This is a genomic window from Entomomonas moraniae, assembly GCF_003991975.1.
Classification (GTDB): Bacteria; Pseudomonadota; Gammaproteobacteria; order Pseudomonadales; family Pseudomonadaceae; genus Entomomonas; species Entomomonas moraniae.
In genome coordinates this window covers 1,371,109-1,387,222 of the sequence record NZ_CP029822.1, presented here as the reverse complement: position 1 = coordinate 1,387,222, position 16,114 = coordinate 1,371,109, and the positions used below count along the sequence as shown (strand labels likewise).

General features: G+C 37.7%; 12 protein-coding genes. 1 reads left to right on the top strand and 11 read right to left on the bottom strand.

Annotated features, from left to right (window positions below; all coding sequences use genetic code 11):
* Positions 1-52 precede the first annotated feature (52 nt).
* Positions 53-1,447, bottom strand: coding sequence for a heavy metal sensor histidine kinase (locus tag DM558_RS06635; RefSeq protein ID WP_127162871.1), 1,395 nt, complete (start codon positions 1,445-1,447; stop codon positions 53-55).
* Positions 1,444-2,127, bottom strand: coding sequence for a heavy metal response regulator transcription factor (locus DM558_RS06630; RefSeq protein ID WP_127162869.1), 684 nt, complete (start codon positions 2,125-2,127; stop codon positions 1,444-1,446). Before DM558_RS06630 ends, DM558_RS06635 begins: the two co-directional genes overlap by 4 nt.
* Before the next feature lie 1,039 nt (positions 2,128-3,166).
* On the opposite strand from DM558_RS06630, the gene DM558_RS06625 reads away from it, so the two are divergent.
* Positions 3,167-3,577 carry a DUF5675 family protein gene (locus DM558_RS06625; protein WP_127162867.1) on the top strand — a complete coding sequence of 137 codons (411 nt, stop codon included), beginning with the start codon at positions 3,167-3,169 and terminating at the stop codon, positions 3,575-3,577.
* 172 nt (positions 3,578-3,749) lie between these two features.
* Here DM558_RS06625 and DM558_RS06620 read toward each other — a convergent pair whose 3' ends face one another.
* The 9 genes from DM558_RS06620 to DM558_RS06580 form a co-directional block, all read right to left on the bottom strand.
* The gene (locus DM558_RS06620; RefSeq protein WP_127162865.1) at positions 3,750-5,648 is read right to left on the bottom strand and encodes an acyltransferase family protein; all 1,899 of its coding nucleotides are present in this window, start codon (positions 5,646-5,648) and stop codon (positions 3,750-3,752) included.
* 28 nt (positions 5,649-5,676) lie between these two features.
* Positions 5,677-6,996 (bottom strand): MFS transporter, encoded by a 1,320-nt coding sequence (locus DM558_RS06615; RefSeq protein ID WP_127162863.1) that lies wholly within the window; start codon positions 6,994-6,996, stop codon positions 5,677-5,679.
* Between the two features lie 117 nt (positions 6,997-7,113).
* Positions 7,114-7,779 (bottom strand): ATP-binding cassette domain-containing protein, encoded by a 666-nt coding sequence (locus DM558_RS06610; RefSeq protein WP_127162861.1) that lies wholly within the window; start codon positions 7,777-7,779, stop codon positions 7,114-7,116.
* A 6-nt stretch (positions 7,780-7,785) separates the two neighbouring features.
* The gene (gene modB, locus DM558_RS06605) at positions 7,786-8,454 is read right to left on the bottom strand and encodes a molybdate ABC transporter permease subunit (RefSeq protein WP_127162859.1); all 669 of its coding nucleotides are present in this window, start codon (positions 8,452-8,454) and stop codon (positions 7,786-7,788) included.
* Positions 8,455-8,463: 9 nt separating this feature from the next.
* On the bottom strand, positions 8,464-9,222 hold the full coding sequence (gene modA, locus DM558_RS06600) for a molybdate ABC transporter substrate-binding protein (protein ID WP_127162858.1): 759 nt from the start codon (positions 9,220-9,222) through the stop codon (positions 8,464-8,466).
* A 251-nt stretch (positions 9,223-9,473) separates the two neighbouring features.
* Positions 9,474-10,160, bottom strand: coding sequence for a respiratory nitrate reductase subunit gamma (gene narI / locus DM558_RS06595; RefSeq protein ID WP_127162856.1), 687 nt, complete (start codon positions 10,158-10,160; stop codon positions 9,474-9,476).
* Positions 10,157-10,798, bottom strand: a complete 642-nt coding sequence (gene narJ, locus DM558_RS06590) for a nitrate reductase molybdenum cofactor assembly chaperone (protein WP_127162854.1) — start codon at positions 10,796-10,798, stop codon at positions 10,157-10,159. The genes narI and narJ overlap by 4 nt, the downstream gene beginning before the upstream one ends.
* On the bottom strand, positions 10,798-12,360 hold the full coding sequence (gene narH, locus DM558_RS06585) for a nitrate reductase subunit beta (RefSeq protein ID WP_127162852.1): 1,563 nt from the start codon (positions 12,358-12,360) through the stop codon (positions 10,798-10,800). Before narH ends, narJ begins: the two co-directional genes overlap by 1 nt.
* A 12-nt stretch (positions 12,361-12,372) precedes the next feature.
* Positions 12,373-16,077, bottom strand: coding sequence for a nitrate reductase subunit alpha (locus tag DM558_RS06580; protein WP_127162850.1), 3,705 nt, complete (start codon positions 16,075-16,077; stop codon positions 12,373-12,375).
* Positions 16,078-16,114 lie beyond the last annotated feature (37 nt).

Sequence of the window (16,114 nt, the reverse complement as noted above, 5' to 3'; positions counted from 1 at the left end):
GTTTATTAAGTAAAAGGCAAGGTTGTTGTTACATAGCCAATACTTAACAGTTTTAGCTTGTTGTGTGTTTTTTTTTAAAGTGTAGCGTAAAGCATGTCTGGCGTTGTTCAGACGATACAGCTATTTTTCCTTGGTGTGCTGCAATAATGGCTGCCGTAATTGCAAGGCCTAAGCCAGCTCCCTCACTGTTATTGGTTCTTGAGCTGTCGGTACGGTAAAAGCGTTCAAATAAATGCGGTAGATGTTTGGCATCTATAGTCTCTCCCTGATTGATGATGGTGATTTCTGTCTGATCCGTTTCTTCTATTATTTTAATCTCAATGCTGGAGTGCTCATCGCCGTAATTAATTGCATTGGCGATAAGATTGCTCAATGCGCGTTGTAATAGAGATTTATCGCCATGGAGTTTGCCTTGACCAGATAAGTGTAGTGTGATGTTTTTTTCCTGAGCAAGGTAATCATAAAAATCAAGCAGGGTGTTGATTTCATCATGTAGGGCGAAAGAGGTCTCTTCAGGACAAATGAGACCATTATCTGACTTGGCTAAAAAAAGCATATCAGTGACCATTCGGGTCATTTGGTCAAGGGCTTGTGCATTGTCGTGTAATGCTTGTTGATATTCTTCAACCGTACGTGATCGGGATAGGATGACTTGATTTTGCATTTTCATTGTACTCAGCGGTGTTCGTAATTCATGTGCTAAGTCTGATGAAAATCCGACGAGTCGTTGGAATGAGTTATTTAATCGATCAAGCATCGCATTAAAGGTTGCAGTTAACTGTGAGATTTCTAAGTAAGTCGAATTCATGGGCAGTGGTTGCGATAAATTATTGATGGTGATTTGTTCTGTTTGTGCCATCAATAGATGCAATGGTTTTAAACCCTTTTGTGCTACGATACAAGCAAGTAACCCCATGATTACAGCAGCAACAGCTATACTTATCCACATTGAGGTTTTAAATGCGGTTAAAAATGTTTGATGATGATTAATATTTAACGCAACCAGAACGATTGCTTTTTGATTTGCAATCGTCATTGGTTTGGTGAGTATGCGATAGCTAATATCGTTTTGATGTAATGTGCTCAGTTTGGCGCCAAGTATTTTTGATGGTAAGGCCAGTGCAGAGAGATTTTGTGTCGGTGAGCTATTAAATAACACATCACCAGCCGCATTTGCCACAACGATAATAAAACCATGCTCACTGTGAGCATTTTCTGAAACGGTATGACCTAAGTATGTTGAAACTTGAGAGAGTGTATCTACTTGGTGAAGTGATTGTGCAATATGTTGCGATTGAGCTTCAAGCATCATACGATCTTGTGAAATGAAGTGTTGATTGACCACGTAGAGTACTGCAAAACCGAGCAGTAACAATACAGCAAGGGCCGACAGTGAAAACATTAGAGCAAGACGAAAGGTGAGCGAATATCTTAGTCGAGCAATCATTGCTGTTTATCCTCAAGCACATAGCCCATACCACGGATCGTATGAATTAATTTATTATCATAGTTATCATCAATTTTACTGCGTAGGCGCCGCATTGCCACATCAATCACATTGGTATCACTATCAAAATTCATATCCCACACTTGCGAAGCAATTAAAGAGCGTGATAATACTTCACCTTGGCGGCGTATTAGTAATTCAAGTAAGGCAAATTCTTTTGCTGTTAAATCAATGCGTAGTTCTCCGCGCATAACGTAGCGGCGTTTAATATTCAGTGTTAAATCAGCAATTTTGAGGGTATCTGAGTCGGTGATATTAAGCGTCGATCTGCGTAATAAAGTACGAATGCGTGCGAGTAATTCTGTAAAATCAAATGGTTTAACGAGGTAATCATCTGCTCCCATTTCTAATCCTTGAACTCTATCTGATACTTGGTCGCGTGCGGAAAGTAGCAGGATGGGCATTTGTTTACCCGCATGCCTGACAGTCTTTAAAATGGCTAAACCATCAAGTTTAGGCAACATGATATCTAAGATAATCAAATCATACTCTTCTGTTAAGGCATGGTGGAGCCCATCAATTCCATTATGGAGTAAATCCACAATATAGCCCGATTCTGTTAAGCCTTGTTTTAAGTAATCGGCCATTTTTTGATTGTCTTCGACAATAAGTAGTTTCATATTACACTCATTACAATACATTGTAGTACTATTTGTTTAGATTGTACCATTTAATAATAGGTGTCATCATACGGATAATGAGCTGTTTTTTAGCATCCTAAATAACATATAAAGACTTCATCATTGAGAAATAAATAGCTAGTGATAAAGAGGTTTTTAAAAATAAGATATAACTCACTCGTGCATTAGTGAAGATAATCATAGTATCTGTAATAATAAAATAACTAGGGGAAATATTGGTAATCTATGCAAAGTAATGCAGGTGATAAAGTAAATTGAAAAAAACAGCGTTATAATTATTGGTTGCATTGATACATAAGATGAAAGGATAGAATTCCACTCTTCATTGGTGAATTATTTTCACGGTTACAGTCGCATTGGCCTCTCCTGATCTTATGGTTGATGAAACTTATCTATAATATCACTGTAATAAAACTGAGTTTATACCATCAATAGTATTTGTTTTTATAAGATTGATCCTCTATCCATTAAATCTATGTGATTTAATCACCAAATGGCTGAAAATATTTCCTTATTTATCATACACTCTCCCATGACAAAATCAATTTGTATACAGTACTTCATGTTATCCACAATATCTATAAATAACTCTATTAGTAGCTGATGATTAAATTAGGCTAGGTCTTGATAGACTAGGAGTAAAGAAGGGGGGTTAAAATCAGACTAATGAACATGGAAATGTTTATATAATAAACAATTAAAAAACAACTCCGTATAGTACGGTGAATACAGCATCATTAATAGCTGTTAAATGAAATAGTCAATATTTTCTTCTGTTTTGTTTCATATCTTTCGAATGACTTTCTCTCAAGTTTTAAAACAATATCACTTGGTCTTTTTTTTCCATAATAGTATTTGCTATAGATAGAGTTTGTAGTCTTAAAAATTCTTATTTTTTTATGGTTAAGCGTTCCCTACTTCAAGATTTATTGATGTATTTGGTTTGGAAACAGCTAAGTGTCTTACAAGAAAATGGATTGGTAGGAAGATGTAAAAATATAAACAAGGATAAATAACGATGAAAGTAATACTAAAACGAGAAGAATCAAAAGATTATGGTACATTTGGCACTATAACACTGCCTGATGGAAAACAGTTTGATACACTAGAATTGCCGGATAAGGATAATAAACGTCAAATATCATGTATTCCTGAGGGGATATATAAATGCAAAATAATTAACTCTCCAAAATTTGGTCAAGTCTTTGGCATTTTAAATGTACCAAATCGAGCGAATATTTTAATCCACGCGGGTAACTATGGTGGTGATGTAGAGAAAGGTTATCGATCGGATATTTTAGGTTGTATTTTACTCGGTAAAGGACGTGGAAAGCTATATGATCAGCCTGTTGTAGTAAGCAGTAGAGTTGCTTTAAAAGAATTTATGGCTGTTCTAAACCATGAGCCTTTTGAACTAGAGATTACATAGTCATTAGATTAATACTTGTAAGACAGAAGTCTAGCCGTATAGGAAAAAATATTTATAGATGCCTGAAGTGAGTGATTTCTTAGTTTTGGCTAGTTATGAATAGCAGAGATATAAGAAAGTCAAAAAGAATAAGCAACTTTACATAAGATTGCTTATTCTTTGGTTAACTAATTTATATTTGTTTATTAATAAAAATATCTTCGAATAGTGGGAATAGTTGTTCTGCTCCAAGCTTTGTTAAGTGGTGACTATCGAAGTAAAACGGTTGATTTTTGATGTTAGCATGACAAGTATTGTTTTGGCATAGGTAAGCTGTGGGATCTAATAGTTTTACACCGCAAACATTTGATGCTTCTTTCATTACATCTAGTATAACGCTATTCTCATTTTGATATTTAGATAGAGAAATGGTTAACGGTAGAGTACTAAAACTAAATAAATGATTACTAGCCATTTTTTTAGGTACATCATAAGGATACCGTGGAATAGGTTTGATTATATAAACAGGATGTGTTTTTGCTATTTTACATACCGTATTGATATAAGATGAACGAAAGTTTTGTTCAAAACTTTTATTTTTAGTTGTAAAGTACATAGTACCTTTTGACTCATTGAAATAGGATGTTAGTTGATTAGAGATTAATACGGGAATATTGGAATAAGAAGTTTCAAGAAGTTTTAGCCTTGCGGGAACAAACTCATTACATCCTTGATAGATTGGTTTAGCAAATTTTGCGCCCTGAATAAATGGGCAATTACCCATAGCCCATAAAGCAGAAGAACCTTTCTTGTTGGCTTCATCTATTGTAGAAAATAGAACACTAGCGTGGCTATCTCCTAAAACTATCATATTTAGTTCACCTTTATTTGAGATGCACTCAGATGATGGAGGAGTATTGTTAGTAAGTAAGCATTTCTTTGAGAATGGGGTGTACTTATTTTCAGTGATATAATTTAAATCTTGTAAGAATTTGCTGCGTAGCTCAGGGTGATGTTTTGCTAATGATCCTGTAATTGCAGCGAATAAAATAGTGGTCAAAATAATCCCTATGTATTTAATCACTTCGACTATTTTACTATGTGTTAATTTGAGTTTTTTCTCAATAAATAAATACGAAAATATACCAAATATAAAAGAAACTATAATGCCAGCAACTTTATAAATAGGATTTGTTAGTAGTCCACTTGTCAATAAAAGTACAGCAACAGGCCAATGCCACAAATAAACTGAGTAAGAGATTTTACCGATCCATTGAAAAGGGGGATTGGCAGTGATGATGCTATTTTGGTTTGACCAAATTATGAACATAGCCCCTATAACAGGGATAAGAGCTAAGTAACCTGGCCATAAAAAACTATCATCAAATAAAACTAAAGCTAATAAAATTAGGCCAAGTCCTCCCCACTCGATTAATCTTTTAAATATGCTCGACAATGATAAGGGAAATAAAAAAACTATTCCGCCTGCTAACATTTCCCACGATCGAGTAGGGAGCGAGTAAAAAGAAAAAGAAGGGTTAATAGGTGTATAAGCAATAGAAAAAATAAGAGAAATAATTGCCATGATAATGATAATAAAGCGTATCTTTTGTAATGAGAAGAGTCTAGATAGTCCGATGAGAATCAATGGGTAGATTAAATAAAACTGCCATTCAACTGATAAAGACCATGTATGCAGCAGCCAATTCTCTTTTGAGGGGGTATCAAAATATCCCGCATGTTCATAAAAAGTATAATTTGATATAAACAGAATAACTTTTCGAATGTTTTGAGTGACTTCACGTAGGTCAGCAGTTAAAAAGAAGCAGAATCCAAAGATACTAAGTGTTATACACAAAAAAGCCAATGCAGGAATAATGCGCTTGGCTCTATGAAGATAAAAGTCTATGACAGAAAATTGATGGTTAGCAATCCGCGTAAAAATAATTCTCGTCATTAAATAACCAGAAATGACAAAAAAGATATCCACACCACTAAAACCACCATCAAATCCAGTGACTTTAAAGTGAAATAAAATTACAGCAAGAACAGCGATAGCTCGTAGTCCATTAATATCTTTTCTGAAGCCCATTTATTTATTCCAGTTATCTATGGTGTGATTACTTAGCTTGATAACCTTTGTAGGCCAAGGGTATAAATGTCACTATTAAAGCCAATATAGACGTGATTGTTACATAATAGGCGGCGGCCATTGGTGTATATTGAAGCCATGCTCTAGCAATTAATGGAGTTAGTCCGCCAAAAATAGCATAAGACAAATTGTAAGCGAAGGATAAACCTGTAAACCGAATCGCAGGCGGAAAAGCGCGTGTAGAAACGATAGGTGTCGTCGCTGTAGAGCCAGCGAAAAACCCCATTAATCCATAGTTAAAAATAAGGATTTCGGTGCTAATGCCTGTATGTAGCGAATTATAAAAATAAAGGCTACTTAAGATTAGACCACCCCATACAAGAGTAAGAGCAACGCGTGTACCTAATTTATCACAGAGATAACCCCAAAAAATGCAGCCAAAGGTTAGCATCAGTGTAGCAACACAGTTAGCTAATAATGATGTTGTCCTATCAATATGGTACATCCCTTCTAGTATAAGTGGTGGGGTCATTAGAACAGTCACAACAATGGTGGTAGATAATGACCATGTCAATATACCCGTAATAAAGCATGCTGCTTTATGTTTTTTTATTACCGTCAAAATAGGCAGGTTATTAGCAATAGCCTTATTAGCTGCCATTTCTTTAAAAATAGGTGTTTCCCCTAAAAAGCGGCGAAGGTATACGGATATAAAACCAAAAATACCTCCCAATAAAAAAGGAATACGCCATGCAAACGCATGGATTTCGCTATCTGAATACAGTTGTTGAACAATAATGGCGACAATAGAACCAAGGAAAATACCTCCTGTAATTCCTGATGTAAGAACACCAATGCCTAAACCATAGCGTTGTTTTGGTGTATGTTCAGCAATAAAGACCCAAGCCCCTGGCATTTCTCCGCCGATAGCTGCACCTTGTAAGATACGCATAAGTAAGAGAAGTAATGGCGCAAGCACGCCAATGGTATTATAGGTAGGTAAGCAACCAATGATAAAAGTAGGTAAAGCCATTAAGAAAATACTGAGAGTAAACATGCGCTTACGGCCTAGCTTATCCCCAAAGTGAGCCATGATGACTCCACCTATAGGGCGTGCCAAGTAACCTGCGGCAAAGATTCCGAGGGTTTGCATTTGTGCAATAAAAATATTTTCAACAGGAAAAAAGAGATGAGTCAGCGTATTAGTGAAAAAAACGAAAATAATAAAATCATAAAACTCTAATGTTCCACCTAAAGAAGATAGAGCAAGTGTTTTATAGTCATTTTTATTTAAAGGTCTAGCTTCTGGTTGGCTAGTAATAGAGTGTATGTCGGTATTTGTTATCATAATAAACGCTGTTACAAAGGGGGGATAAGATATTTTTGGCGATTGTAACATAATATTATATTGGCGCTATGAGTTATCCGTTAAAAAAGTATTAACAATAAAGTCCTTGCCTACGAATTAGCCTTTAAGATGTCCTTGTTGAATTTCTATTACGTGTTCGCCAAACAATTTTACATCCTCAACATCATGAGAAATAAGGATAATAGGAATATTCAACTGCTGCTGAAGCTCATTTATTTCGTGACGTACTTTGTGGCGTAATCCATAGTCTAAAGCAGAAAAGGGCTCATCAAGCAGTAACATGCAGGGGTTTGTTGTTAGTGCCCTTGCTAAGGCAACGCGTTGTTGTTGCCCCCCTGAAAGTTGTTGAGGGTAGAGGTCCACTAACTCTGTTAATTCTAATTTTTCTATCCATTGTTTGGCTTGCGGAGGAAAATTTTTTTTATTTGGATTAAATAGCCCTTTTTTTAATGTAAAAGCAATATTTTGGCCAACTGTTAAATGAGGAAATAAACTGTAATGTTGAAAAAGATAGGCCAAATGACGTTGTTGAGGTTTAAGATTTATTTTTTTTGTACTATCAAATAAAACCTTATCCGCTATTTTAATATATCCCTTATCAGGTGTTATTAAACCAGCAATACTTTTTAATATCATTGTTTTTCCAGCCCCAGATGGACCAAAAATGACAATACGCTGGCTGTTAGACGTAATGTTGACATCTAATTGAAAAATACGTGTAGGTGATAGTAATGTTTTTTGTAGTGTTAATTCAAGTTGCATAGATCATCAGTAATTGGCTTTATAGGCCGATAACTGTTTGGCTAATAATAATATAATAATACAAACGATCGAGATGATAATAACCATTGTATTAGCAATTGCATCTTGTCCTGCTTGTACAGCTTCGTAAATAGCAATAGATAATGTTTGTGTTTTTCCTGGAATACTCCCTGCGACCATTAGTGTTGCGCCAAATTCTCCTAATGCTCTGGCAAAAGCTAATAAAACACCCGCTAAAATACCACGCCATGCAAGAGGTAATGTTACTCTAAAAAAAATGGCAAGCACCGAAATACCTAGTACGCTTGCAGCTTGCTCATATTGGCGGTCAATGCTCTCAAAAGCAGCGCGAGCTGGTTTAAATATGAGAGGGAAGGTGACAATGACCGATGCAATAACGGCTCCTTGCCATGTGAAAATCAAATTAATATTAAACGTGTCTTGCAAAAAATGGCCGATCCAACCATTACGGCCAAGTAAAACTAATAAATAATAACCTAGTACTGTTGGCGGCATTACCATGGGGAGGGTAAGCAATGTGTCGAGAAGCTCTTTGCCGTAAAATTGCTTACGTGCTAACAAATAGCCAACAGAAATTCCAAGCACTAAGTTAATTAATATAGCCCAACCAGCAATTTTAAGAGAGAGAAGCAGGGCTATCCAAGCAATATCCATAGCAATTAGTTAAGGTTTAATGGTCGAAAAGCCATAGTTATCTAGTATTTGTTGTCCTTCTTTCGATAAAATAAAGTCAATAAATTCATTAGCTAATTGGCTATGTTTACTGTCTTTTAATTGGGCAATAGGATAAGTCACGGGTGTTTTTAAAGGAATAGTAAATAAAACTTTTACCTTGTCTTTCATAATAGCTGCATCACTACCATACACGAAACCAATATCCACTTCTTGACGCGCTACATAATCAAGGGCTTGGCGTACATTTTGGGTATAGATATATTTGCTTTGTAGTGCTTGCCATTGTTTTGTTTGCTCTAACGCTTCTTGAGTATAACGCCCAGCAGGAACACTCGCAGGGTTACCTACAGCAATGCGTTTAATAGCCTCTGAATCTAAATCTGTTAATCCATTAAACGATAATGTGCTTTGGGTTGGGGCGATAATAACCAATGTGTTTTGTGTAAAGTTTTTACGTGAGTTATCGACAATTAGTTTTTTCTGTTCAGCTTGATTCATTGTCTCTTGGTCAGCAGAGGCAAATACATCAACGGGTGCACCTTTTGCCATTTGCTGTAATAAGGTGCCTGATGCTGCAAAATTAAACAATACTTTATCATTAGGGTGAGTTGCTTCAAATTTTTGGCCTATTTCGTTGAAAGCATTATTTAAGCTAGCTGCGGCAGAAACAATCAACTCATCTGCGTTGGCTGTCAGACAAGAAATAGATAAGCAAAAAATAGCTGCAGTAATTTTCTTATTAACCATGATTTATCCTCTTGAACTTAAAATTAAGAAGCCAACAATAACTTTAATGAATATATATATAAGGCAATTTGTATATAGTATCACTGGCTAATAATAGTGTCATTTACTTTTGTGCTTACGAGAAACACGTTTTAAAAAGATTATAATGAGACGTTAACTTATTGGGTAAAAATAATACACTGCACGATGGCTACAATTTTTATAGAGAGACATTTAAAAAAGCCACCCCTCAGGAGGGTGGCTTTTAGGTATTAACTACGAGGTCTTACAAGTTGCCATGCACGAGTCAAATAAGTGACAGCGGCAAAACCACTAAACACGTGCACTAGTCGAGTAAAAGGGAAAATAACAAATAGCGTCATACCCATGAAGATATGTAGTTTAAAAATACTGGATGCATTCATGATATAACCAGCAGCATCGCCACGGAAGGTAACAATGTGTTGTGCCCATGTCATGAGCAATACCATTTCATGCCCATCGCGGTGTTGAGCTGAAACATGAATGGTTGTTAAACCTAAGAGTAGTGTAATCAGTAACCAAATTAGTACTAATTTATCACGCCAAGTACTATTAGCTAGCAACCGTGCATTGGTAAAGCGGCGATGAATGATGATAATTAAGCCTATCAATGCCATGCTCCCCATAATGCCACCGGCGATCATGGCTGTCATTTGTTTAAATGAATGACTAACACCTAATGTATCCCAAACAGCTACAGGGGTTAATAAACCAACAAGGTGGCCAAAAAATAAACCTAAAATACCAATGTGAAATAGAATATTACCTAATCGTAAATAACCACAATAAAGAAGTTGGCTTGACTCACTTTTCCATGAGTATTGTTCACGTTCAAAACGTACTAAACAACCTACAATAAAAATTGTTAGGGCTATATAGGGATAAATACCAAATACAAATTTATCAATGTAATTCATTTTACTTGCCTCGCAGAAGATTCACAGGTGATACAGGCGCTAGAAGTATTTAACTGTAAAAGAGGTTCTACTCCTTCTGAACTTGGGCCAAATTTTTCTAAGGCCTCGTCCATATCCCGTATGGGGGGCGTAATTAAAGGTTTAGGTTGAGTCGGTGATAAGCTGATGAGTTGCTTAAAAATACCCGTATAAGTGGAGTTATTGGTAGAAAGTTTACTTTCAATATGACCAATAACGTCAATTGCTTCACCTAAAAGCTCTGTTGCTTTTTTTGTTTCGCAAACTGCTAAATACTCTAAAAATAGAGGTAAATAATCGGGTAATTCGTTAGCAGTTACTTCAAAACCATCATTTTGATACTCTTGCATCAAGTCCACCATGGCTTGGCCTCGAATACGATCTTCACCATGAATGTGCTCAAAAAGATGCAGTGATTGCGTTGGTGTGCGGTCAAAGGTTTGCACATAGTTTTCTTGTAACGTAATGAGGTCATTTGTTGCTAGCTCTGTTAATAATGGCTGTACATACTCATTGTTTACTTGAAGTTCAGATAAGATCTGTCCGATAGCGGGAACGCTATCGATTAGCTCTTGTTCTGGGTAACAGAGTAATACAGATAATATTTTATAAATATTCATTAGCTATTACTCTCTTTATTTTGGTTCATTTCTCTGTCTTGCATTGCATCAGAGAAAATAATAGGAGTTGCTTTTGGGTTACGACCAAATAAACTTCCTTTGCTTTCACCATTAGAACAGCCATTACCAAAGCTAAAACCACAAGAGGCTTTGCCTTCAAAGGTGTTTTCCACCATTTCTTTATGAGAGCTAGGAATAACAAATCGGTCTTCGTAGTTAGCAATTGCCATGACTTGATACATTTCGTCTACTTGCTCAGGTGTTAAGTGAGTATTTTCTAATGCACTTAAATCTGCTTGTTTTTCTACTGATTTACCGCGCATATAGCGACGCATGGCTACCATGGTTTCTAATGCTTTGAGTATCGGTTCTTCTTTGCCTGCGGTTAATAGATTCGCAAGGTAACGCAAAGGAATACGCAAGTCTTTTACATCAGGAATAATACCATTTTCACCAATTATGCCATTCTCCATCGCTGATTGAATAGGTGATAGAGGTGGAATATACCAAACCATCGGTAAAGTACGGTATTCAGGGTGAAGGGGGAAGGCCACTTTCCATTGCATCGCCATTTTATAAACAGGTGAGTTTTTAGCTGCGTCTAACCAGCTTTGTGAAATACCTTGTTTAAGTGCTTCCGCAATTACTTCAGGGTCATTAGGATCTAGGAACAGATCAAGTTGTGATTGATAAAGATCTTGTGTGTTTTCAACGGAAGCAGCTTGTTCTATCTTATCGGCATCATAAAGCATTACACCGAGGTAACGAATACGCCCTACACAGGTTTCTGAACAAACGGTTGGTTGCCCACCTTCAATGCGAGGGTAGCAGAAAATACATTTTTCAGCTTTACCTGATGTCCAGTTGTAGTAAATCTTTTTATAAGGACAGCCTGAAATACACATACGCCAACCACGGCATTTGTCTTGGTCAATGAGGACGATACCATCATCTTCGCGCTTATAAATAGAGCCTGATGGGCAGCTTGCCACACAAGCAGGATTCAAGCAATGCTCACAAAGGCGTGGTAAATACATCATGAAAGTGTTTTCAAAGGTGGAGTGAATTTCTTTTTGAATACCTTCAAATAGCATATCTTTGGCACGTTTTTTAAACTCACCGCCTAAGTCATCTTCCCAATTGGGACCCCATTCAATTTTTTCCATCTTCTTGCCTGTTAACACAGAAACAGGGCGTGCAGTTGGTGGGGTTTTTACATCAGGAGCATTTTGAAGGCGTTCGTAATCATAGGTGAACGGTTCATAATACTCATCAATTTGTGGTAAATTTGGATTGGCAAAAATATTGCCTAAAATTTTTAACTTACCACCTTGTTTAGGTTGTAGTTTTCCATTTTTTAAATCCCAACCACCTTTGTATTTTTCTTGGTTTTCCCATTCTTTTGGGTAACCAATCCCCGGTTTTGTTTCAACGTTATTGAACCATGCGTACTCTACACCATCCCGGCTAGTCCATACGTTTTTACAAGTAACTGAGCAGGTATGACAACCGATACATTTATCAAGGTTTAATACCATGCCGATTTGTGCTCTAATTTTCATCAGCTAATCCTCTTATAACTCGATCTTAGGTTGTTGTACAGTGTCAGTTTCTTCTAACCATTCAACTTTCTTCATTTTTCTGACAACCACAAACTCATCACGGTTTGAGCCTACAGTGCCATAGTAGTTAAAGCCATAAGAGAGTTGTGCATATCCACCGATCATATGCGTTGGTTTGAGTACTGCACGAGTCACCGAGTTATGAATACCACCACGTTTGCCTGATACTTCTGCGCCAGGAACATTGACAATTTTTTCTTGTGCGTGGTACATCAGTGTCATTCCCTCAGGAATACGTTGGCTGACAACCGCACGAGCTGTTAATGTTCCATTGACATTGAAAACCTCGATCCAGTCGTTATCAACAATACCCGCTTTTTGTGCATCGATTTCTGATATCCACACGTGAGGGCCACCACGCGAAAGGGTTAACATTCTTAAATTATCAGAGTAAGTACTGTGAATGCCCCATTTTTGATGTGGTGTTAAGAAATTAAGCGTAATTTCAGGGTTACCGTTACCATGCTGATTAAGCACTTTTTTGGTTGTTTTTAAATCAACGGCTGGTTTATAAACGCAGAGTTCTTCACCAAAGTTACGCATCCATTGATGGTCTTGGTAGAATTGCTGGCGGCCTGTGATTGTACGCCATGGGATACACTCATGAACATTGGTATAGCCAGCATTATAGCTAACTTCTTCACTTTCTAAGCCTGACCACGTAGGCGAGGAAATGATCTTGCGAGGTTGTGCTTGAACATCTCTAAAGCGAATTGTGTCATGTTCACGTGGTTTAGCTAAGTGAGTATGATCAAGCCCTGTAATTTTCGACAATGCCCCCCATGCTTTAACCGCAATGTGACCATTAGTTTCAGGTGCTAAAGTTAAAATCATTTCAGCTGCGTCAATGGCTGTATTGAGTTTTGGCTGGCCTTTGGCGGTACCGTCAGTAACTGTATGATTGAGGCCACGCAGTACATCAACTTCGTGCTTAGTCTCCCAATTAATCCCTTTACCACCATTACCTAATTTTTCAAGTAATGGGCCAATAGAGGTGAACTTATCATAAATCGCACCATAATCACGCTCGACAACGGTCATGGCAGGCATGGTTTTTCCAGGGATAGGGTCACATTCGCCATGTTTCCAGTCTTTAGCATCAAATGCTTGACCAAGTTCTTGAGGTGTATCGTGCATTAAAGGAGTTAACACTAAGTCTTTTTGAACCCCTAGGTAATCTTTACCTAACTCAGAAAATTTCTTAGCAATACCTTTGTAGATTTCCCAATCGCTTTTGCTTTGCCACAAAGGTTGTACAGCTTCACTTAATGGATGGATGAAAGGATGCATGTCTGAGGTGTTTAAATCGTCTTTTTCATACCATGTTGCTGTAGGTAGTACGATATCTGCATATAAGCAGGTAGTAGACATGCGGAAATCTAAAACAACGAGTAAGTCAAGTTTGCCTTCAGCCGCAGGGCGAACCTTAATTTCTTTAGGTTTAATGCCGTCTTCTTCATTACTGATTAAAGCATTTTGTGTTCCTAAGAGGTATTTTAAGAAATATTCGTGCCCTTTACCAGATGAACCTAAAATATTAGAACGCCATACAAACATATTACGGGGGAAGTTGGCAGGGTTATCTGGATCATTACAGGACATATCTAATGAGCCATCTTTCAAACCATCTACAGCATACTGAACAGCATCTTGGCCTTTTTCTGCTGCTTGTTTTGTTATTTCCAATGGGTTAGTGGCCAGTTGTGGTGCTGAGGGTAACCATCCCATGCGCTCAGATTTTGCATTGAAATCAATCAGTGACATTTTGGTAAGTTCACTGTCAGCATTAGGCGCAAGAATCTCATTAACCCCTAGTTTTTCATGGCGCCATTGGCTGGTGTGTGCATAGAAGAAAGATGTTCCATTCATTTGGCGAGCAGGGCGTTGCCAATCTAAACCAAATGCTAGAGGAGCCCAACCTGTTTGAGGGCGTAATTTTTCTTGCCCTACATAGTGCGCCCAACCACCACCACTTTGTCCAATACAACCACACATCATCAGCATGTTAATGATGCCACGATAAGTCATATCCATGTGATACCAGTGGTTTAATGCAGCACCGACGATGACCATGCTCTTACCATGAGTTTTGTCGGCATTGTTGGCAAATTCACGAGCGACTTGAATAACCATTTCTGGTTTTACACCTGTGTGCTTTTGTTGCCACTTAGGGGTGTAGGGAATGTCATCCATATAGTCTTTAGCAACATTTCCACCGCCCAAACCACGGTCAATACCATAATTGGCTGCCATTAAATCAAATACGGTCGTAACAACAGCTTGAGTGCCATCGGCTAAAGTAATGGTTTTGGTCGGTACATTGCGGATAACTTCTTCACTATGCTGATCGCCAGCAAAGTAACTAAAAGCAACCGGTGTTTCTTGATCGCGCTTATTGAGTAAAGAAAGCTGTGCTTGAATGGCTTGGCCGTTAGCATCTTGTTCAAGTAAGTTCCATTTACCAGACTCGCCCCAGCGGAAACCAATAGACCCTTTTGGTGCTGTAATATTGCCTGTTTTTTCATCAATAACCAATGTTTTCCAATCAGGGTTGTTTTGTTCATTGAGGTTGTTGGCTAAATGACTAGCTCGTAAGAAATAATCAGGAATATATTTGCCATCTTTTTCTTTTAACATAACAAGCATTGGCATGTCAGTGTATTGACGGCAATAATCAGTAAAGTATTGTGATGGGTTATCTAAATGGAACTCTTTAAAAATTACATGTCCCATTGCCATGGCCAGTGCAGCATCAGTTCCTTGCTTTGGTGCTAACCAGATATCACCAAATTTGGCCATTTCACCAAAATCAGAGGAAACAGCAACGGTTTTAGTCCCTTTATAACGAACTTCAGTATAGAAGTGTGCATCAGGGGTACGAGTCATTGGAACGTTTGAGCCCCAAACCATTAAATAAGTTGAGTTATACCAGTCTGCTGATTCGGCAACGTCTGTTTGTTCTCCCCATACTTGAGGGCTTGCAGGAGGAAGGTCACAATACCAATCGTAGAAGGAAAGTGGTACACCACCAATCAGTGAAAGGTAACGTGAACCTGATGCATAGCTGATCATTGACATGGCTGGAATAGGGGAGAATCCAATAACACGGTCAGGACCAAATTTTTTAACTGTAAAATTATTAGCAGCAGCAATAATTTCGTTTACTTCATCCCATGTTGAACGAACAAAACCACCAAGACCACGGCGTGACTTATAAGATTTTGCAATTTCTGGGGTTTGGCTAATGTATTCCCAAGCAGCAATTGGGTCTTTAGTTTTTCTAACTTCGCGCCATAGTTTAGCCATTTGCCCACGTAACATAGGGTATTTAACCCGTTGTGCGGAGTAAACATACCAACTATAGGATGCGCCACGAGGACAACCACGAGGTTCATGGTTGGGTAGGTCAGGACGAGTACGTGGGTAATCTGTTTGTTGGGTTTCCCAAGTAATTAGTCCATTTTTTACATAAACTTTCCAACTGCAAGAACCTGTACAGTTAACACCATGGGTTGAGCGAACAATTTTATCTTGTTGCCAACGTTGGCGGTAAGCATCTTCCCATTTTCTATCTTCTTTAACGACAGCACCATGGCCATCGGAGAAGGTGCTTTTCACCTTCCCAAAGAAATTTAAACGATCAAGTAAATGGCTCATAATATCTCCTAATCACGGATTTTTTTTAATCTATTTT